The 18,965-nt window shown below is 68.2% G+C and carries 19 protein-coding genes; 9 read left to right on the forward strand and 10 right to left on the reverse strand.

What is annotated here, in order from left to right:
- Nucleotides 1-11: 11 nt before the first annotated feature.
- Nucleotides 12-353 carry an arsenate reductase (glutaredoxin) gene (gene arsC, locus ASG69_RS02080; RefSeq protein ID WP_027504100.1) on the reverse strand — a complete coding sequence of 114 codons (342 nt, stop codon included), beginning with the start codon at nucleotides 351-353 and terminating at the stop codon, nucleotides 12-14.
- 27 nt (nucleotides 354-380) lie between these two features.
- On the opposite strand from arsC, the gene ASG69_RS02085 reads away from it, so the two are divergent.
- The 3 genes from ASG69_RS02085 to ASG69_RS02095 all read left to right on the forward strand — a co-directional run bounded on the left by ASG69_RS02085 (nucleotide 381) and on the right by ASG69_RS02095 (nucleotide 2,999).
- On the forward strand, nucleotides 381-740 hold the full coding sequence (locus ASG69_RS02085; protein ID WP_027504099.1) for a GntR family transcriptional regulator: 360 nt from the start codon (nucleotides 381-383) through the stop codon (nucleotides 738-740).
- 76 nt (nucleotides 741-816) lie between these two features.
- Nucleotides 817-1,251, forward strand: coding sequence for a DoxX family protein (locus ASG69_RS02090; protein ID WP_027504098.1), 435 nt, complete (start codon nucleotides 817-819; stop codon nucleotides 1,249-1,251).
- 59 nt (nucleotides 1,252-1,310) lie between these two features.
- Nucleotides 1,311-2,999 (forward strand): BCCT family transporter, encoded by a 1,689-nt coding sequence (locus ASG69_RS02095; RefSeq protein WP_373428308.1) that lies wholly within the window; start codon nucleotides 1,311-1,313, stop codon nucleotides 2,997-2,999.
- 4 nt (nucleotides 3,000-3,003) lie between these two features.
- Here the strand turns inward: ASG69_RS02095 and ASG69_RS02100 are convergent, their stop codons facing one another.
- On the reverse strand, nucleotides 3,004-4,470 hold the full coding sequence (locus ASG69_RS02100) for a dolichyl-phosphate-mannose--protein mannosyltransferase (protein WP_082544625.1): 1,467 nt from the start codon (nucleotides 4,468-4,470) through the stop codon (nucleotides 3,004-3,006).
- Between the two features lie 176 nt (nucleotides 4,471-4,646).
- Here ASG69_RS02100 and rsmI point away from each other — a divergent pair, with 176 nt between their 5' ends.
- On the forward strand, nucleotides 4,647-5,474 hold the full coding sequence (gene rsmI / locus ASG69_RS02105; protein ID WP_027504096.1) for a 16S rRNA (cytidine(1402)-2'-O)-methyltransferase: 828 nt from the start codon (nucleotides 4,647-4,649) through the stop codon (nucleotides 5,472-5,474).
- A gap of 16 nt (nucleotides 5,475-5,490) precedes the next feature.
- Here rsmI and ASG69_RS02110 read toward each other — a convergent pair whose 3' ends face one another.
- Both ASG69_RS02110 and ASG69_RS02115 read right to left on the reverse strand, forming a co-directional pair.
- A complete protein-coding gene (locus tag ASG69_RS02110) occupies nucleotides 5,491-5,919 on the reverse strand; it encodes an SRPBCC family protein (RefSeq protein WP_056447544.1) in 429 nt (142 codons plus the stop codon).
- A 56-nt stretch (nucleotides 5,920-5,975) separates the two neighbouring features.
- Nucleotides 5,976-6,971, reverse strand: a complete 996-nt coding sequence (locus ASG69_RS02115) for an alpha/beta hydrolase (protein ID WP_156380421.1) — start codon at nucleotides 6,969-6,971, stop codon at nucleotides 5,976-5,978.
- A 336-nt stretch (nucleotides 6,972-7,307) separates the two neighbouring features.
- Here ASG69_RS02115 and ASG69_RS02120 point away from each other — a divergent pair, with 336 nt between their 5' ends.
- Nucleotides 7,308-8,699 (forward strand): WS/DGAT/MGAT family O-acyltransferase, encoded by a 1,392-nt coding sequence (locus ASG69_RS02120; protein WP_056447074.1) that lies wholly within the window; start codon nucleotides 7,308-7,310, stop codon nucleotides 8,697-8,699.
- A complete protein-coding gene (locus ASG69_RS02125; protein ID WP_235578810.1) occupies nucleotides 8,696-9,865 on the forward strand; it encodes a low temperature requirement protein A in 1,170 nt (389 codons plus the stop codon). The genes ASG69_RS02120 and ASG69_RS02125 overlap by 4 nt, the downstream gene beginning before the upstream one ends.
- Here the strand turns inward: ASG69_RS02125 and metG are convergent.
- On the reverse strand, nucleotides 9,844-11,397 hold the full coding sequence (gene metG / locus ASG69_RS02130) for a methionine--tRNA ligase (RefSeq protein ID WP_027504092.1): 1,554 nt from the start codon (nucleotides 11,395-11,397) through the stop codon (nucleotides 9,844-9,846). The two genes, ASG69_RS02125 and metG, sit on opposite strands and share 22 nt — an antisense overlap.
- Nucleotides 11,398-11,418: 21 nt before the next feature.
- Here metG and ASG69_RS02135 point away from each other — a divergent pair, with 21 nt between their 5' ends.
- Entirely contained in the window at nucleotides 11,419-12,249 is an 831-nt protein-coding gene (locus ASG69_RS02135) for a TatD family hydrolase (protein ID WP_200933708.1), read from the forward strand.
- Here ASG69_RS02135 and ASG69_RS02140 read toward each other — a convergent pair.
- The 4 genes from ASG69_RS02140 to ASG69_RS02155 all read right to left on the reverse strand — a co-directional run bounded on the left by ASG69_RS02140 (nucleotide 12,246) and on the right by ASG69_RS02155 (nucleotide 15,471).
- Nucleotides 12,246-12,896 carry an LppP/LprE family lipoprotein gene (locus ASG69_RS02140; RefSeq protein ID WP_156380408.1) on the reverse strand — a complete coding sequence of 217 codons (651 nt, stop codon included), beginning with the start codon at nucleotides 12,894-12,896 and terminating at the stop codon, nucleotides 12,246-12,248. The two genes, ASG69_RS02135 and ASG69_RS02140, sit on opposite strands and share 4 nt — an antisense overlap.
- A 112-nt stretch (nucleotides 12,897-13,008) precedes the next feature.
- The gene (locus ASG69_RS02145) at nucleotides 13,009-13,269 is read right to left on the reverse strand and encodes a hypothetical protein (protein WP_027504090.1); all 261 of its coding nucleotides are present in this window, start codon (nucleotides 13,267-13,269) and stop codon (nucleotides 13,009-13,011) included.
- A 49-nt stretch (nucleotides 13,270-13,318) separates the two neighbouring features.
- Nucleotides 13,319-14,086, reverse strand: coding sequence for an amino acid ABC transporter ATP-binding protein (locus ASG69_RS02150; protein ID WP_082544604.1), 768 nt, complete (start codon nucleotides 14,084-14,086; stop codon nucleotides 13,319-13,321).
- Nucleotides 14,083-15,471, reverse strand: coding sequence for an amino acid ABC transporter substrate-binding protein/permease (locus ASG69_RS02155; protein WP_373425295.1), 1,389 nt, complete (start codon nucleotides 15,469-15,471; stop codon nucleotides 14,083-14,085). Before ASG69_RS02155 ends, ASG69_RS02150 begins: the two co-directional genes overlap by 4 nt.
- Nucleotides 15,472-15,850: 379 nt before the next feature.
- On the opposite strand from ASG69_RS02155, the gene ASG69_RS02160 reads away from it, so the two are divergent.
- Nucleotides 15,851-16,978, forward strand: coding sequence for a resuscitation-promoting factor (locus ASG69_RS02160; protein ID WP_027504087.1), 1,128 nt, complete (start codon nucleotides 15,851-15,853; stop codon nucleotides 16,976-16,978).
- A 92-nt stretch (nucleotides 16,979-17,070) separates the two neighbouring features.
- The gene (gene rsmA, locus ASG69_RS02165) at nucleotides 17,071-17,928 is read left to right on the forward strand and encodes a 16S rRNA (adenine(1518)-N(6)/adenine(1519)-N(6))-dimethyltransferase RsmA (RefSeq protein WP_051613059.1); all 858 of its coding nucleotides are present in this window, start codon (nucleotides 17,071-17,073) and stop codon (nucleotides 17,926-17,928) included.
- Here the strand turns inward: rsmA and ASG69_RS02170 are convergent.
- Nucleotides 17,916-18,914 (reverse strand): helix-turn-helix transcriptional regulator, encoded by a 999-nt coding sequence (locus tag ASG69_RS02170; protein ID WP_056447551.1) that lies wholly within the window; start codon nucleotides 18,912-18,914, stop codon nucleotides 17,916-17,918. The genes rsmA and ASG69_RS02170 overlap by 13 nt on opposite strands.
- Between the last annotated feature and the right edge of the window lie 51 nt (nucleotides 18,915-18,965).

Raw genomic sequence — 18,965 nt, forward strand, 5'->3', positions numbered from 1 at the left:
TGTCCGGCCGGCTAGAGGACCGTGCTCACCGTGGCCGCCGGGCGCGCCAGGACGGTGCCCTTCTCGCCGACCACGAAGGGCCGCTCGATGAGTACCGGATGCGTCAGCATGGCGCGCAGGACCGTCTCGTCGTCGGCATTCGCGAGATCGAGTTCCTTGTACAGTGTCTCGCGCTTGCGTACAGCGGTGCGCGGGGTGAGGCCGGCATCGGAGATGAGGGCTCGCAACGTCGCCTCGTCCGGCGGGGTGGTCAGGTAGGGCACGATGGTCGGCTCCACCCCCGCGTCGCGGATGGCCGCGAGTACGTTGCGGGACGTCGAGCACCGGGGGTTGTGATAGATCGTGACGGACATGGAGCAAGTATGGCGGGAGTGGGACCGATGAGGTTCACGATCGACGGTGCGTCGGGGACGGCGCCGTTCGACCAGGTGCGGTCGCAGATCGTGGCCGCGGTGCGGTCGGGGCAGCTCATCGCGGGATCGAAACTGCCGACGGTGCGAGCTCTCGCGGCGACGCTGGACCTCGCTCCCAACACGGTGGCGAAGGCGTACCGCGAACTCGAGAAGGACGGCGTGATCGAGACCCGGGGGCGGTCGGGCACCTTCGTGGCGGCCGGCGGCGATCCTTCGGCCGGGGCAGTGCAACTCGCGGCCACGGAGTACGTCCGCGCGGCGCGTCGCGCCGGCATCGACGACGAGGTGGCTCTGCGCTACGTCCGGACGGCGCTCACGGACTCCTGACACCACCAAGGTTGACGCTTCAACCTAAGTGTGTCATCGTGATCCCGAATCCACCCCGACCCATCAGAGGATCACTGTGAAGACACCTGTCGTCGTTCGAGACATCGCCGCACTCGTCGCGCGCATCGCCCTGGGCGTCGTGTTCGTCGCCCACGGGTGGCAGAAACTGCGTACCAACGGGCTCGATGCCACCACCGCCGGCTTCGAGGGCATGGGCATTCCGGCCCCGCAGGTGTCGGCGTACTTCGCCACCTTCGTCGAGCTCATCGGTGGAGCCGCTCTGATCCTGGGCGTGCTGACGTCCGTCGCGGCTCTGCTGCTGGTCGTCGACATGGTCGGCGCGCTCGTCTTCGTGCACCTCGACAAGGGCGTGTTCGTCGGCGAGGGCGGCTGGGAACTAGTCGTCGCACTCGGCGCCGGAGCGCTTCTCCTCGCGGCAGTCGGCTCGGGCACGTACAGTGTCGACCGCGCATTCCGCCGTCCGAAGTCACGTGCACGCGTATCGTCCTGACCTGCAAAAACAGTCTGTGAACTTGCACCGGGGCGTCGAGGCGAGCAACGTGACGTCTCATGACATCGCGTATGGACACGGACACAGGACCGGCTGACACCCCACGCGATGATGCCGCGGACGTTCCCTCGTCCGCGGCATCTGCCGTGCTGCCCACCTCCGCGCACCCCGATGCGCAGGACCCCGGGTCGCAGGAACCGGCGCCGCGGCGCGCCACCCTCGACCCCGTGGTGTTCGGCGTCGCGGCAGCCGTCGTCACGGGCATCATCGTCTGGGGACTGGCCGGACCGACGAGCCTCGAGAACGTGACGTCCTCGATGCTGGACTGGCTCGTCACCAACATGGGCTGGCTGTTCATCATCTCCGCCACCGGTTTCGTGCTCTTCTGCATCTACCTGGCGATGTCGAAGTACGGACGTATCCCGCTCGGCAAGGACGGGGAGAAGCCGGAGTTCAAGACCGTCAGCTGGATCGCCATGATGTTCAGCGCCGGCATGGGAATCGGGTTGATGTTCTACGGCGTCTCCGAGCCGCTGACGCACTTCGTCACGCCGCCGCCCGGCACCGACAGCAGTGTCGGAACGGCCATGGCCACCACGATGTTCCACTGGAGCCTGCATCCGTGGTCCATCTACGCCGTCATGGGTCTCGCCGTCGCGTACAGCACCTACCGCCGCGGCCGTCGTCAGCTCATCAGCTCCGCCTTCCTCCCGCTCCTCGGTCGCCGCGCCGAGGGCCCGATCGGCAAGGTCATCGACATCCTCGCCATCTTCGCGACGCTGTTCGGTACCGCCGCCTCCCTCGGACTCGGTGCGCTGCAGATCGGTTCGGGTGTCGAGGTCATCGGCTGGCTCGGTGAGGCCGGCACGCTCCTGCTCGTCGCCATCGTCGCGCTGTTGACCCTCGCCTTCGTCGCGTCCGCGGTCTCCGGCGTCGCCAAGGGCATCCAGTGGCTGTCCAACATCAACATGGTGCTGGCACTCGTCCTCGCACTCTTCGTGTTCGTGCTGGGCCCGACGGTGTTGATCCTCAACCTGATTCCCACCACCATCGGCGACTACGCGAGCCAGCTGTTCCACATGTCGGCTCGCTCGGCGGCGTCGTCCGATCCGGAGACCGCGTCGTGGCTGTCGTCGTGGACGATCTTCTACTGGGCCTGGTGGGTCTCCTGGACCCCCTTCGTCGGCATGTTCCTCGCCCGCATCAGCCGTGGCCGCACCGTTCGTGAGTTCATCATCGGTGTCATCGTGATCCCGAGTGCCGTGAGCCTGGTGTGGTTCTCGATCTTCGGCGGAGCAGGTATCGGCGAACAGCGCGACGGCATCGACCTGGCCGCGCGCGGCAGCAGCGAGTCCCAGCTGTTCGGCATGCTCGAGAACCTGCCGCTCTTCGGACTGTCCACGGTCGTCGTGATGATTCTCGTGGCCGTCTTCTTCGTCTCCGGTGCCGACGCGGCGTCCATGGTCATGGGCACCCTCAGTCAGCGCGGAACCCTCGAGCCCAGCCGCTGGGTCGTCGTGTTCTGGGGAGCCATCACCGGTGGCACCGCCGCGATCATCCTGTGGACGGGCGGCGCGGACGCGCTCAACGGCTTGCAGACCATGACGATCATCGCCGCGGCACCGTTCGTGCTGGTCATGATCGGGCTGTCGGTGTCGCTCTACCGCGACCTGTCGCACGATCCACTGGTGCTCACGCAACGTCGTCGACGTCTCCGGCTGACGAAGGCCGGGCGCACCGAGCTCTGAGCGGTCAGCGCCAGCTCGGCAACCAGAGCTGCTGCTGCCACGTCTCCTGACTGATGGGCAGACCCGTGAGGACCGGCCAGAGCCACACGAAGTTGGCGATCACCACGGCGACGTACAGCGAGACCAGCAGCAGACCGAGCGTGCGGCGCTCGCGACCCTGCCCACCGCGGAGTCCTCGCCCGAGGATGTCGCCGAGGACCAGGGTGACGCCCATGACGAGGAAGGGCGCGAGCGCCGCGGCGTAGAAGAAGTACATCTGACGGTCGAGGGTCAGGAACCACGGCAGGATGCCGGCGCCGTAGCCGACGAGCACGGCGGCGTAGCGCCAGTCGCGGCGGGCCACGGTGCTCCACAGCGCCCAGCCGAGCATCGGGAACGCGACCCACCACAGAGCAGGCGTGCCGATGAGCATGACGGCCTTGACGCAGTTGCCGCCCGTCGAACAACCGGTGATCTGCTGCCCGTCGGCGAAGTAGTAGAGCATCGGCCGCAGACCCATCGGCCACGTCCACGGCTTGGACTCCCACGGGTGGCGGTTACCGGCCGAGTTGGTCAGTCCGGCGTGGAAGTCGAGGACGTTGCCGCTGTAGTACCAGAGCGAGCGCAGAGCGGCGGGCACGAACGAGAACGGTCCGCCCGTCCCGATGTCGGTACCCACGGCGTTCCGGTCCACGCCGGTCTCACTCGCGAACCAGCCGGCGTAGGTGGCCAGATAGACGACGAGTGGAATAGCCACCAGCGCGTACAGCGCGGGTCCGACGTCGCGCACGGCGGTGCCGACCCACGGCCGGGTGACCCCGTACTGGCGACGCGCCGCGACGTCGAAGGCGACGCTGAGCAGTCCGAAGAACGCGACGAAGTAGATACCCGACCACTTCGTTCCGCACGCCAGACCGAGCAGGAGTCCGCCGCCGAACCGCCACCAGCGGACGCCGAGACGCGGGCCCCACGTGGTCATCTCCATGCGGCCCTCGACGGCGACCCGGTGCAACCGCTCCCGGACGTCGTCCCGGTCGCGGACCAGAGCGCCGAACGCGGCGACGACGAACACCACCATGAAGATGTCGAGCATGCCGACTCGGGACGTCACGAACGTGACGCCGTCCACGATCATGAGGATCCCGGCGATCGCGCCCAGCAGCGTCGAGCGCGTCATGCGGCGCACGATGCGGACGACGAGGAGAACGAGGATCACACCGAAGACGGCCGACGACAGCCGCCAACCCCATCCGGTGTAGCCGAACAGTGCCTCGCCGACGGCGATCAGCTGCTTGCCGACGGGCGGGTGGACGACGAGGCCGTAGGCCGGGTTGTCCTCGACGCCGCCGCCGGTGAGCACCTGGTAGCCCTGCGGGGCGTAGTGCTTCTCGTCGAACACCGGGGTGCCGGCGTCGGTCGGATAGCCGAGCATCGTGAAGCGGGTGACGGCCGCGAGGACCGTGAGGACCGCGGTGACGATCCATCCGCGCATGCGGTCGGTGGGCCCGAATACTGCGGGCGGGAGAGCGGGGCGCGGCGCGGTGAGGTACTCGTCGGAACCGTCGCGACCGGTGGGGATACGCGCGGTCACGAGGGTCACGATTCGATCGTAGGCTAGATGCCGACGGCGACCGCGGTCGTGACCGACGAGCGAGATGAGGACGACGCGTGCTGGTACTCGGTGCGACACCGATGGGGGACCCCGCAGACGCGTCGCCCCGACTGCGCGACGCACTGGCCACGGCCGACGTCGTCGCGGCGGAGGACACGCGCCGCACGAAGTCCCTGGCCACGGCACTCGGTGTGCAGATCACCGGTCGCGTCGTCAGTTTCTACGACCAGGTCGAGGTCGATCGGGTTCCCCTGCTGCTCGCCGAGATGCGCGAGGGACGGCGGGTCCTGCTGGTCACCGACGCCGGTATGCCCTCCGTGAGCGACCCGGGTTACCGACTGGTCGCCGCGTGCGCCGAGGCGGGGATCGGCGTGACCTGCCTGCCCGGGCCGTCCGCCGTGACCACCGCACTGGCCCTGTCGGGGTTGCCGGTGGAGCGCTTCTGCTTCGACGGATTCGCCCCTCGCAAGCGTGGTCCCCGGCAGGCGTGGATGCGCACGCTGACGACGGAGAGCCGCGCCGTCGTGTTCTTCGAGGCCCCGCACCGCATCGCGGACTGCCTCGCCGACGCGTCCGAGGTACTCGGCCCCGATCGGCGCGCCGCGGTGTGCCGGGAATTGACCAAGACCTACGAGGAAGTGAAGCGAGGGACGCTGGGGGAGTTGGCCGCGTGGGCCGCCGACGGCGTGCGCGGCGAGATCACGGTGGTCCTGGCCGGAGCCGAGCCCGTCAGTGCGGATCCCGCCGACCTCGTCGCGGAGGTGGAGGATCTCGTGTCCGCCGGACTCGGCCTCAAGGACGCGTGCGCACGGGTGGCCACCACGACGGCGGCGGACGTGTCCAAGCGTGCGCTCTACGAAGCGGTGCTGGCCGCGCGCGGCTGACGCCGACGCCGCGACGTCAGCCGACGACCTGCTGGCGCAGTCCGTCGGTCGCCGTCTCGAGGACGGACTTGGTCCCGCGCTTGACGATGAATCCCGGCACGGGGATCTTCGGGTCGAGCGTGATCTCGAACTCGAGGTGGGTGCCCTTGTCGGTCTCGCTGAGGCGGTACTCCGCGTGCTGCGACTTCTGCTGGGTGCTCTCGACGACGTCCCACGCCACCGACATGTCGGACCACGTGAAGCGCAGCACCTGCTCGTCGGTGAATCCCATGACGGCGACGGTCATCTCGGCGAGGACGGGACGACCCTCATCGTCACGCTCGCGCACCGAGACCTTCTTGTGGATCGACGACCATGCCGGCAGACCCTCGAGGTCCGCGATGACCGCGAGCACGTCGGCCGGTGGTGCCTCGATCTCGACTTCTCTGTTTCCGCTGACAGCCATGGCGTGAATGTAACCGACCGTCCACACCTACAGGGCGGTTTGGGTCGGTGTCGTGATCATGTCCCGGTGCCGGCCAGGGGAACTGTGCCGCGGCGGACCTGCTCGTCGACGAAGACGGCGATCTCCGAGATCGCCCGCGCCGACTCGGGAACGAAGTCCGCGGCGTGGAACACGTGCACCTGGTCCTGCCACACCTGGAGACGGCACTCGATTCCGGCGTCAGCCAGGCGCTCCGCCATCAGTTCCGAGTCGGCGTAGACCATCTCGGTGGATCCGACCTGGATCAGGACCGGCGGGAGGGCGGACAGGTCCGCGTCGACGGGACAGACGCGGGGACCACGCTTGCCGTCCACGACGATGCGGGCCTCGACCTCGTCCGCCAGCTCGGTGAGCGCCGGCACGGCGCCCTTGGGGAAGACCGAGCACAGGGACGCGTTGGGATGCAACATCTTCCGCGTCGGATCGAGATCGGTGAGCGGAGACAGGGCGATGATGCCGCCCGCGGGCGGCAGACCCTGGCTCTGCAGGGCGAGCGCCACCATGAAGGCCAGGTAACCGCCGGCGGAGTCACCGGCGATGAAGATCTGTTCGGGCAGGTACCCCGCGTCGAGCAGGTAGCGGAAGCCGTCGACCCCGTCCTCCACCGCGTGCGAGATGGGGTTGCGCGGCATCATCCGGTAGTCGACCGACAGCACGTCGGCACCGGTGGACTGGGCGATGCGCGAGACGAGCCGGCGGTGGCTGTTGAGGCCGCACACCACGAACGCGCCGCCGTGGAGATACAGGATCACGCGATCGCGGTCCGCGCGGCGGGTCGGTCGCTCGGACCTGCCGTCGGCACCGACACGACGCGGGCTGTCCGTGCGGACCCACTCGGCCCGGCACTCGTCGAGCCGCACGGGCGCGACGGTGGTGTCACCCACGGGTGGGAGGAGTCGGCCGGCCCGGTCGACCATCGACATGGGCCACGGCAGGCTGTGGGTCCGGGCCCACACGCCCAGGAAGGGACGGACCGTGCGGCGCAGGTACGCGGCGAGAAGCTTGGACTGCATGCTGCCGCCCTCGAACTCCTGGCGGTCCACGGCGGTGCCGACGCCGAGGGCGCGTCGCACCCGGCGACTGGCGGACGTGCGTGTCAGCGACGACGGTGCGGTCATCTCGGCCGAGGCGATGCTCATGGGTGGCCCTCCACTTCCTTGCTCGTACTGGGAATCGCACGATAGGGCCGAAACGAAACACTTCTCGAGGAATAGTTGTTGCCGGGGTCACACCGTGACCCCACGTTGTCGCAATAGTTGTGGGTTCGTTACTTCCGGGTAGCACAGTGAACCTGCAGGTGAGCCGCACCGTGACCACGCGGTTCCGCAGTTCGAGAGAGGTCCGCCCCCATGCCCTTCATGCCGGTCACAGAGTCGATGTTCCTACTGGCCGAAACGCGCGAGCACCCCATGCACGTCGGGGGACTGCAGCTGTTCGTGCCCCCGGAGGACGCCGGCGACGACTTCGGGATGCAGCTCTACGAGACGTTCCAGGCCGCCACCGACGTCTACAAACTGTTCCGCAAGCGGCCGGCGCCGCCGGTGAACTTCATGGGCACCGTGCGCTGGATCTACGACGAGGAGCTCGACTTCGAGCATCACGTCCGGCGCATCATGCTGCCGCGGCCGGGCCGCATCCGCGAGCTGCTGCGCTACATCTCCGCCGAGCACAGTGCGCCGCTCGATCGGCATCGCCCGATGTGGGAGCTGCACATCATCGAGGGCCTGGCCGACGGCCGCGTCGCGCTCTACAGCAAGATCCACCACTCGCTGGTCGACGGTGTCTCGGCGCTCAAGTTGTTCGAGCGCACCCTGACCACCGATCCCGAGGCCCGTGACTGCGGCCCGATCTGGGACCCGGCGCTGTTCGAGCGGCCGAAGAAGAAGAGCACCGAGGTCGCGAAGGTCGACGACGGTGGCGTCCTGTCGCTGCTGTCCACGGGCGTCAAGGCGGCCGGTGAGCTCGCCGGGGTCGGACCCGCCGCGGCCCGGATCGGTCTGAACAAGCTGCGCGGCAACGAGATGGTGTTGCCTCTGACCGCGCCGCGGACGATGCTCAACGTGCCGATCGGCGGGGCACGCCGCTTCGCCTCGCAGCAGTGGTCCAAGTCGCGGATGAAGGACATCGCGGCAGCGCTGGGGGTCACGTTGAACGACGTGGTGCTGACGATGTGCTCCGGGGCGCTGCGGTCCTATCTCATCGACCGCAACGCACTGCCCGACCAGCCGCTGATCGCCATGGTGCCGGTGTCCATGCGGGAGGCCGGCGCGGACGCGGACGGCGGTAACGCCGTCACCACGGTGCTCTGCAACCTCGGTACCGATCAACCCGATCCGGAACGCCGACTCGCCGCCGTCGTCTCGTCGATGAACGAGTCGAAGGCGATGATGCGCACCCTGTCTCCGCTACAGGCGCTCAGCTACGGCGCGGCCGTGATGGCCCCGCTGCTGCTCACACCGGTGCCGGGCTTCGTGCGCAACACACCGCCTCCGTTCAACGTGATCATCTCGAACGTGCCCGGTCCGAAGACCGAGATGTACTGGAACGGTGCGAAACTCGACGGTGTCTACCCGGCGTCGATCGTGCTGGACGGGCAGGCGCTCAACATCACGCTCGCGACCAACGCCGACAACGTCAACTTCGGGCTCGTCGGAGATCGGCGTAGCGTGCCGTCGCTGCAGCGCATGCTCACGCATCTCGACACCGCGCTCGAGGAACTCGAGAAGCTGGCCGACGGGTGAGTCTCGCGCTGCGGCCGATGGTTCCGCGGGACCCGAACGAGGAACATCGAGCGGCGAGTTCGCTGGAACTGTTCTTCGACCTGGTCTTCGTCGTCGCGGTGTCGTTCGCCTCCGTGGAACTCGCCCATCTGCTGGAGGAGGACCACATCGCGTCGGGCATCGGTGCCTACGCGATGGTGTTCTTCGCCATCTGGTGGGCGTGGATGAACTTCACATGGTTCGCCACGTCGTTCGACACCGACGACTGGCTGTACCGCGTCACCACCATCGTGCAGATGGCCGGCGTACTGATCCTGGCCAGCGGTGTCTCCGACGCGATGATCGACTACGACTTCACGCTGGTGACCATCGGCTATGTCGTGATGCGACTGGCGATGGTGAGTCAGTGGATACGGGCGGGGCTGCGCAACAGCAAGTTCCGCGGTACTGCGATGCGATACGCGGTGGGCATCACCGTCGTGCAGGTGTTGTGGGTCGCCCGACTCGCGCTTCCCGACAGCGTCGCCGTGCTCGGGTTCGTCGCGCTGGTGGCCGCGGAGCTCGCCGTCCCGGTGCTGGCGGAGCGCGCGGGACGGACGCCGCTGCACGGCGAGCACATCGCAGAGCGCTACGGTCTCTTCACCCTCATCCTGCTCGGTGAGTCGTTGCTGGCCTCGGCGACGGCCATTGTCGGCGGCATCAACGAACACGATCACACGGTCGAACTCGTCGGCCTCGCGATGGCCACGCTCGTCGTCGTCGCCGGCATGTGGTGGCTGTACTTCTCGGTGTCGCAGGAGGATTCGGTCGGGGCGAGACTCGGCCGCTCGCTGAGCTTCGGCTACACGCATTACTTCGTGTTCGCGGCCGCGGGCGCGGTGTCCGCGGGTATCGAGGTGGCCGTCGCGCACATCGAGGGTGACGGAGTGCTGTCGGACCGTCAGTCCTCCGCCGCGATCACGATTCCGGTCGCGGTCTTCGTGCTGGGGTTCTGGATGGTGGCGATGCGCCGCCGGTCGTCACGGCTGGTGAACATCGTGACGCCGGTCGGCGGTGTCGCCGTGCTCGCGGCCACGGCGGTACCCGGATCGGCCGTCGTCAGTGCGGCCGTGACGGCCCTGACCCTGCTCGTCGTCGTCGGAACGACGGTCGCCGATCGGTCCGCTCACTCCTCCGGTTCGACGTAGCGGGGGAAGACGCCGGTGGGCTTGGGCAGCGCGACGCCGGGAGTGAGACGCGTTGTCAGCGAGTCGAACTCGCGTTCCGTCACCCCGAGCAGGTCGAGCAGCTTCGCTGTGCTGTCGGGCATGAACGGCTGGGTCAGCAGGACGGTCACGCGGAGCACCTCGAGGGTCACGTACAGCACCGTCGCCATGCGGGCCGGATCCGTCTTGCGCAGAACCCACGGTTCCTGCGACGAGAAGTAGCGGTTGGTCTCCGCGAGTACCGACCAGATCGCGTCGAGCGCCAGGTGCATCTCGACGGCGTCCATGTGGCCGCGCACCACGGCGTGAAGGGCATCGACGCGAGCGAGCATCGCCTCGTCGTCGGCGGTGAACTCGCCGGGTGTCGGCACCTGCGCATCGCAGTTCTTGGCCACCATGGACAGCGACCGCTGAGCCAGGTTCCCCAGTTCGTTGGCCAGGTCGGCGTTGATCCTGGTGACGATCGCCTCGTGGCTGTAGCTGCCGTCCTGTCCGAACGACACCTCGCGCAGGAGGAAGAAGCGCAGCGAGTCCAGGCCGTACTCCTCGATCAAGGCCGCCGGACTGACGACGTTGCCCACCGACTTGGACATCTTCTCGCCCTTGTTGGTCAGGAAGCCGTGCGCGAACACGCGTTTCGGCAATTCGACACCTGCCGACATCAGGAACGCCGGCCAGAACACGGCGTGGAATCGCACGATGTCCTTGCCGATCATGTGGACGTCGGCCGGCCAGAACTTCCGGAACGACTCGCTGTCGGTGTCGGGGTAGCCGACGCCGGTGAGGTAGTTCGTCAACGCGTCGACCCACACGTACATGACGTGGTCGGGATCGCCGGGAACCTGGACACCCCAGTCGAAGGTGGACCGTGAGATCGACAGGTCCTTGAGACCGGACTTCACGAAGCTCGCCACCTCGTTGCGGCGACCCGCCGGGAGAATGAACTCGGGACGCTCCTCGTACAGCGCGAGCAGCTTGTCCTGGTACGCGGACAGCCGGAAGAAGTACGTCGACTCCTCCGTCCACTCCACCGGGGTGCCCGACTCGGTCGCGATGCGGGAACCGTCGTCCTGCAGCGTGGTCTCGCCCTCGGCGTAGTACGCCTCGTCCCGCACCGAGTACCACCCGCTGTACGAGTCGAGGTAGATGTCGCCGTTGTCGGTCATCTTCTGCCACAGGTCGCGGCTGGCCTCGAGGTGGTCGGCGTCCGTGGTGCGGATGAACCGGTCGAACGTGATCTTCAGCGACTCCTGCATGGCCTGGAACGCGTCCGAGTTCCGGCGCGCCAGATCGGCGGTGGAGATGCCCTCCTTCGACGCCGTCTGGGCCATCTTCAGACCGTGCTCGTCCGTTCCCGTCAGGAACCGCACGTCGAACCCGTCGAGCCGCTTGAACCGAGCGAGGACATCGGTGGAGATGTACTCGTACGCGTGGCCGATGTGGGGATCACCGTTCGGGTAGGCGATAGCGGTCGTGATGTAGAACGCAGGCTTGGTCGAACCGGTCTCAGTCATGGTGCGCCTACTCTATCTTTCGTGCCGAGAGACCGTCCCGCCCCCGACTTGCCCACTCCGCTCGCACCGCTCGTGGACGCGCACACGCACCTCGACGCGTGCGGGGCCACCGATGCAGCGTCGGTCGCGGCGATCCTCGATCGTTCCGCATCGGTGGGCGTCGGACGCGTCGTCACCGTCGCGGACGACCTGGACGCTGCTCGCTTCGCCGTCGCCGCCGCGCACTGGGATTCCCGCGTGTACGCCGCCACCGCGATCCATCCGACGCGCGCGAACGTGCTCACCGACGAGGTGAAGGCCGAGATCGAGCGCCTCGCGCGCGATCCCCGCACCGTCGCCGTGGGGGAGACGGGGCTCGACTACTACTGGCCGGGGAAGCTCGACGGCTGCGCCGCGGTGGAGGAGCAGGTCGAGGGCTTCCGCTGGCACATCGATCTGGCGAAGCGCGTCGGCAAGCCGCTCATGATCCACAACCGCGACGCGGACCACGACGTTCTCGCGGTGCTCCTCGACGAGGGCGCGCCGGAGACGGTGATCTTCCACTGCTTCTCGTCGGGTCCCGAGATGGCGCAGGTGTGCGTCGACGCCGGCTACGTGCTCAGCTTCTCCGGCACCGTGAGCTTCAAGAACTCGCACGACCTGCGGGAGGCGGCGCAGCTGGTCCCGGACGGGCAGTACCTGCTCGAGACCGACGCGCCGTTCCTGACACCGCATCCGTTCCGAGGTGCTCCGAACGAGCCGTACTGCCTGCCCTACACGGCCCGTGCGCTGGCCGAGGCGACCGGCCGAACTGCCGACGAGGTCGCGGCGTCGGCGACCGCCACGGCGGAACGGGTCTACCGGCTGGTCTAGTTAGGGGGCGGGAACTCGCCGTACGGGGTGATGGTGTTCCCCGTGAGGTCGAACTCGACGAACGAGGTGTTCGACGGGCAGCAGAACGCGTCGTCGGGGTTCAACCACCGGTAGCGCACCGTGACGGTGCTGTCCGACGCGCCGACCACCGAGGTGTAGCTGTACGCGTCCGACGTCGCGGTCCCGAGGTAGTCACCCGAGTTGGTGAAGAACAGGACGTGCGACTGCACGGTGCCGTTCCGGATGCCGGTCCCCGTCGCCCGCGCCCATTCGAGCGTCGGACATCCGTCCGCGCTGGTGCCGGGCGTGTGATCGTCGATCACGAAGGCCCCTCCCTGCGAGTCGGTGCCCAGGTTCGCCACGGCGGTGCGCACGTTCAGCGAACTCGGGTCGACGCACGGCACCACCTGCGCCGGCTGCGCCGGTGCGGGTGCGGGCACGGTGACCGTCTCGGTCTGCGTCTCCACCCTCGTCTCCACCCTCGTCTCCGGCGCGGGTGCCGGTGCGGGGGCCGGAGCGGACGACGAGGGTGCCGGGTCGTCGGCGGGGAGCGCCGTCCCGGTCGTACCGGCGGAACCGCACGACACGGCGGCGGCGGCGCAGGCCGCCACGGCGAGAACGGCCATCGAACGCGGGAGAGTGGTCACCGAGCCTCCAGGGTGTCCGTACCGAGCGTCTGCTCGGCGGTCGAAGGGTGTGTCGGTGACCACCACCCGATCGTTACCGATGCTCAGGTCACGATCGGGTCGCGGCGACGGATCAGTCGTCGTCCCCGTACGTCTCCACCAGTCGATCGAACTCGGCACGGTCGATCACGCTGGGCTCGTTGATGGCCAGAGCCTGCGCGTACTTGCCCGCGAGGTGGTAGTCGCGGCCCAGGGGACCGCGCTCACCGTCCTCGTCGTCGTCCTGCGTGCTCGCTCCGGGCGGCACCTCGTTCTGCAGACCGTTCGTCTGCGCACCCAACCGAGCGTCGATCTTCGCCGTGATCTTCTGCATGATCTCTTGGTCGTCGCTCACTGTCGTGCCTCTCGTCGGTGTAGCGGCTTCTCGGTGCGGGGCCCGCGTCTCACAGGACCTTGTCGAGGAAGTCCTTCGTTCGCTCGTGCTGCGGGTTACCGAACAGGTCGTCCGGCGAACCCTCCTCGACGATGTACCCCTCCGCCATGAAGATCACACGGTCGGACACCTCGCGGGCGAAGCCCATCTCGTGCGTGACGACGACCATCGTCATGCCGCCCTTCGCCAGATCGCGGAGGACCTGCAGGACCTCGCCGACCATCTCGGGGTCCAGCGCACTCGTGGCCTCGTCGAACAGCATGATGTCCGGGTCCATCGCCAGTGCACGTGCGATGGCGACGCGCTGCTTCTGCCCACCGGACAACTGCGCCGGCTTCGCGTTCTCCTTGTCGGCGAGGCCCACCTGGGCCAGCAGACGAACGGCGTTCTCGCGCGCCTTCGACTTGTCCGACTTCTTCGTCTCCACGGGCGCGAGCATCACGTTCTCGATGACGCTCATGTGGGGGAAGAGGTTGAAGTGCTGGAACACCATGCCGATGTGCTGGCGCACGGAGTCGAGGTCCACCTTCGGATCGGTCAGGTCGAAACCGTCGACCACGACCGTGCCGCCCGTGATGTCCTCGAGCTTGTTGAGGCACCGGAGGAAGGTGCTCTTGCCGGAACCGGACGGGCCGATGACACACACCACCTCGCCCGAGTGGACGTCGACGTCGAGGCCCTTGAGCACCTCGAGATCGCCGAACGACTTCTTCAGTCCGATGGCGCGGATCTTGACCTCGGCCGCAGCGGCGTCGGGCGCGGTGGTCTCGGTGCTCACTTGTTGATCCTCTTCTCGAGACGGTTCGACAGCATCGTCAACGCCATGATGATGACGAAGTACATGACGCCGATGATCAGCCACATGTTGAACGACTGGAAGTTGCGGGCGATGATGATCCGCCCCGACTGGGTGAGTTCGGCGAGGCCGATCACCGACAGGATCGAGGTGTCCTTCAGCGTGATGACGAACTGATTGATGTACGACGGGATCATCGTCCGGATCGCCTGTGGCATCACGACCTTGCGCATGGACGTCAGGTAGCTGATACCGAGACTGCGCGAGGCCTCCATCTGCCCCTTGTCCACCGACAGGATGCCGCCGCGGACGATCTCCGCCATGTACGCACCGGCGTTGAGCGACAGCGTGATGATGCCGGCGGTGAACGCCGACATCTGGAAGCTGAGCGCGGCGGGAATGCCGAAGTAGATGAAGAAGGCCTGCACCAGCAGTGGCGTGCCGCGGAAGATGGCCACGTAGGTGGCGCCGATCCCGCGCAGCCACGCCTTCGTCGACACCCGGAAGAGTCCGAAGACGGCGCCGAGGATCAGGGCCAGCACGATGGAGATGACTGTCAGGACGATGGTGAGCCAGAGGCCCTTCAGCAGTTCCTTGTACTCGCTCTTGATCAGTCCTGGGATCGAGTTGTCCGTCTCGTCCGCCGCGGCGCCGATGTAGGTGCCGAGGATCTCGTCGTACTGGCCGGACGACCGCAGGTTGGCCAGTCCGGTGTCGAATGCGGCGAGCAGCTCGGGGTTCGCGCCCTTGTTCACGGCGAAGCCGTAGTTGCTCGGCGACTCCTTCTCCGTGACCGTCTTCAGACCGTTCCCCTGGGTGATGCCGTACTGCAGCACCGGGTAGTCGTCGAACACGGCGACCGAGTTCCCGGTGCGCACCTCGTCGTACATGCTCGCGGAGTCGGCGAAGTACCGCGTCGTGAAGCCGTACTGCGCCTTGATGCTCTCCGCGAAGTCGGCGCCCTCGGTGCCGTTCTTGACCGCGACCTGCTGCCCGGAGAGATCGTCGTACGAGGTGATCGACGAGTTCTCGAGCACGGCCATCTGCACGCCGGACTCGAAGTAGGGCTCGGAGAAGTCGAACACGGCCTCGCGTGCCGGCGTGATCGTCATGCCGGCGATGACGCCGTCGGCCTGGTTCGCCTGCACTGCCTGCAACGCCGCGTCGAACCCGAGGGGCCGGATGTCGACCTGGAAACCCTGGTCCTCCGCGATCGCTCGGATCAGGTCCATGTCGATGCCGACGAACTGGCCGTCGGAGTTCTGGAACTCGAACGGCGCGAAGGTCACGTCGGTGGCGATGGCGAACGTGCGACCTTCCACCGGGCTCGGGGGCGCCGGCTGGGCCTGCGCTGCGGGTGCGAGCACCAACGCGACGAGTGCCACGACGGCGGTGATCGCCGGGAGGCGGCGCAGTCGGTGCCACCGTCCGCGTTCGGATCGCGGTGGGGAGGTCGGATTCACGAAGAGCCTTCCGTTCTGGTGCAGGTGAACAGTCGGCTCGGACCCTATCGGCCGGGGGGCTCGCGACGACCCGTACCGGAAGGTAGGAACGGTCGACGGGCTGCTCGAGGCCGTGAAGTTGCCGAACCTGTGCCCGCTCGTTACCGTATCGTGATCGTATGACCCCGATGCGAGCCTCTCGGCCTCGTGATCGTCTCGACCCGGCAAGGAAATCGAAGTTGCGTTATTCGTCCGTGATGTCCGTTCGACCAGTCGTGTCCACCGGGGCGGGAGCGCGGTGACGATGTCGCACGTCGCCAGACTCAACTCCGCCCGGTCCCGCCTGCTGTACGTCGTGGTGGCCGCGCTTCTCGCCACACTCGTCGTGGGAGCGAGCGTCGCCGTGGCCCGCCACAAGACCGTCACGATCGACGTCGACGGGCAGCAGGTCCAGCTCTCCACGATGACCACCGACGTCCGCAGCGCCCTCGCGGCCGCCGGCTATCAGCCCACCGAGCGGGACGAGGTCGCGCCCGCCGCGGACGCGACCCTCGCCGACGGAGAGACCGTCACGCTCAAGCGGGCTCGCGAGGTGACTCTCACCGTGGACGGTGCGCCGACGACGGTGTGGACCACCGCCTCCACCGTCGCCGAGGCCAAGGATCAGTTGGGCATCGCTCCCGACGTCCACATCGACGAGTCGGAGTCCGACCCGCTGCCGCTCGACGGTGCCTCCGTCAACGTCGTGCTGCCGAAGTCCGTGACCCTCGCCGACGGGGCCGCGTCGCCCGCACCGATGCGGCTCGCCGCACCCACCGTCGGCGAGTTCCTCGCCGCGGCCGGTGCGCCTCTCGAACAGAACGATACGGTCGCCCCCGCGGCGGACGAGCCGCTCGTCGAGGGCGCCGTGGTCACGGTGACCCGCGATCGGACGGAGACCGTCAGCGTCACCGAACCCGTCGTCGCGCCGGATCAGCGCATCGAGGACCCGACGATGAACATGAGCAAGACGATCGAGGAGTCCGCCGGCGCTCCGGGCGAGCAGAACGCGACCTACTCGGTGAACAAGGTCAACGGTGTCGAGGTCTCCCGCACGCTCGTGAAGGCCGACGTCACGACACCGCCGGTCGCCAAGACCGTGCGCGTCGGTGCCAAGCCCGGCACCGAGGTGCCGCCGGTCGAGAACGGCGCCGTCTGGGACGCCCTCGCGCAGTGCGAGGCCACCGGGAACTGGGCCATCAACACGGGCAACGGCTTCTTCGGCGGCGTGCAGTTCGACCAGAACACCTGGGAGCGGCAGGGCGGGCTCAAGTACGCGGCGCGCGCCGACCTGGCCACCCGCGAGGAGCAGATCGCGATCGCGTCGCAGACCCAGCGCACCCAGGGCTGGGGCGCCTGGCCCTCCTGCACCAGCAGGCTCGGGCTGCGCTGACATACGCTCCACCCGTGTCCGAACCTCCCGTCTCCCCGCCGACGTCCGATTCGCCGGCGTCCGATTCCGCAGCCGGCCCGGCACGCGTCCGCCTGCTGGGGCCCGCGGAGGTGCGCACCCTCGCGGCCGAGCTGGGCGTCCGGCCCACCAAGACCCTCGGCCAGAACTTCGTCCACGACGCGAACACGGTGCGACGCATCGTGACCGCGGCCGGAGTCGGTCCGGACGACACGGTGCTCGAGGTGGGGCCGGGACTCGGATCGCTGACCCTGGCGTTGCTCGACGTCGTGCACGACGTGGTCGCCGTCGAGATCGACCCCGTTCTGGCGCAGCGTCTTCCGCAGACCGTCGCCGAGCGCGCCGAGTCGCGAGTCGACCGGTTGGCGGTGGTCGGTGCCGACGCTCTGCGCGTGCGTCGCGACGAGATTCCCGGCGCGCCGACAGCACTGGTCGCCAACCTCCCGTACAACGTGGCGGTGCCGGTGCTGCTGCACCTGCTCGCCCTGATCCCCACCCTGCGCACCGCGCTGGTGATGGTGCAGTCGGAGGTGGCGGACCGGCTGGCGGCTCCTCCCGGCAGCAAGACCTACGGGGTGCCGAGTGTGAAGGCCGCGTACTTCGGCGACGTCCGCCGCGCGGGCGCCGTGGGCCGTTCGGTGTTCTGGCCGGTGCCGCAGGTGGAGTCGGGTCTGGTGCGCGTCGATCGGCACGAGAATCCGCAGTGGCCGATGGACGAGACGTTCCGCCGCACTCTTTTCGCCGTCGTGGACGCGGCATTCGCGCAGCGGCGCAAGACGTTACGTGCGGCTCTGGCGGGGTGGGCCGGATCGGCGGCCATGGCGGAGACGCGGCTCGTCGAGGCCGGGATCGACCCGTCGGCGCGCGGGGAGACGCTCGACGCCGCCGCGTTCGTCCGACTGGCGCAGACTACCGGTGGTCACGAGTCCTGACACGGGCGGTGCTCGTCGCGGGCACGGGCGTATCTGGCGGCGACACGGTCGAGTCGCCGTGACTCGACCTCGCAGGCGTCGATCAACTCCTGTGGGCCGCACACCGTGAAGTCCACGTCGAAGGCGGCGAGCCACCGCGCCATCGACGGGTAGGTGTCCGCGGTGATCGAGACCTCGCACCGCTCGTCGTCGAGCCGGGCGAGGGTGCCCCACTGCGGATCGACGCGGTCCTCGACCCGTTCGAACGGCACGTGCAGCACGACACGTCCGCGGGCGGCCGAGAACGCCTGATCGATGCCCCTCGACACGAACTCCGCGGCGCCGCCCTCGGGCAGGGCCCGAGGAGTGAAGCGAGGCCCCGTCGGCACCTTCGGATCGAGGCGGTCGACGCGGAACGACCGCCAGTCCTCACGGGCGAGGTCCCAGCCCACGAGGTACCACCGCAACCCCGACCGCACGAGCCGGTACGGCTCCACCTCACGCCGCATGGTGTCCCCGCCGTGGGTGCGGTAGTCGAACCGCAGGCGTTCGTGGTTCTGGCACACGGTCGCCACTGCTGTCAGTACCGACGCGTCGACGCTCGACTGCACCGGACGTGACTGCACGACGTCGATCTGCAGTGCGTCGAGTCGGTGACGCAACCGTGACGGCATCACCTGCCGCAGCTTGGTGAGGGCCCCGATCGACGACTCCGCGGTGCCGGTGACGGACGCGGACGCGCCGCTCTGCAGCCCGAGCGCCACGGCGATCACCTCGTCGTCCGTCAGCAGCAGGGGTGGCATCTCCGCGCCGGCACCCAGCCGATACCCGCCGCCGACGCCGACCGTTCCGTCCACCGGATAGCCCAGCGACCGCAGCCGGTCGACGTCACGGCGCACGGTGCGCGGGGTGATCTGCAGCCGTTCGGCCAGATCGGCCCCAGACCAGTCGCGCCGGGTCTGCAGCAACGACAGCAGAGCCAGCAGTCGAGCGGACGTCTCACGCATGTCGACATGATGCACCCGACAGCGGACAGTTCGGGTCCTCGATCCGGTTCG

This window comes from Rhodococcus sp. Leaf225 (assembly GCF_001426145.1).
GTDB lineage: Bacteria > Actinomycetota > Actinomycetes > Mycobacteriales > Mycobacteriaceae > Rhodococcoides.

Bases quoted from the DNA above. Each gene is read 5' to 3' on its own strand.
- arsC (WP_027504100.1), bottom strand. From the start codon at position 353: ATGTCCGTCACGATCTATCACAACCCCCGGTGCTCGACGTCCCGCAAC.
- ASG69_RS02085 (WP_027504099.1), top strand. From the start codon at position 381: ATGAGGTTCACGATCGACGGTGCGTCGGGGACGGCGCCGTTCGACCAG.
- ASG69_RS02095 (WP_373428308.1), top strand. From the start codon at position 1,311: ATGACATCGCGTATGGACACGGACACAGGACCGGCTGACACCCCACGC.
- ASG69_RS02100 (WP_082544625.1), bottom strand. From the start codon at position 4,470: ATGCGCGGATGGATCGTCACCGCGGTCCTCACGGTCCTCGCGGCCGTC.
- ASG69_RS02110 (WP_056447544.1), bottom strand. From the start codon at position 5,919: ATGGCTGTCAGCGGAAACAGAGAAGTCGAGATCGAGGCACCACCGGCC.
- ASG69_RS02115 (WP_156380421.1), bottom strand. From the start codon at position 6,971: ATGCAGTCCAAGCTTCTCGCCGCGTACCTGCGCCGCACGGTCCGTCCC.
- ASG69_RS02120 (WP_056447074.1), top strand. From the start codon at position 7,308: ATGCCCTTCATGCCGGTCACAGAGTCGATGTTCCTACTGGCCGAAACG.
- metG (WP_027504092.1), bottom strand. From the start codon at position 11,397: ATGACTGAGACCGGTTCGACCAAGCCTGCGTTCTACATCACGACCGCT.
- ASG69_RS02160 (WP_027504087.1), top strand. From the start codon at position 15,851: ATGTCGCACGTCGCCAGACTCAACTCCGCCCGGTCCCGCCTGCTGTAC.
- ASG69_RS02170 (WP_056447551.1), bottom strand. From the start codon at position 18,914: ATGCGTGAGACGTCCGCTCGACTGCTGGCTCTGCTGTCGTTGCTGCAG.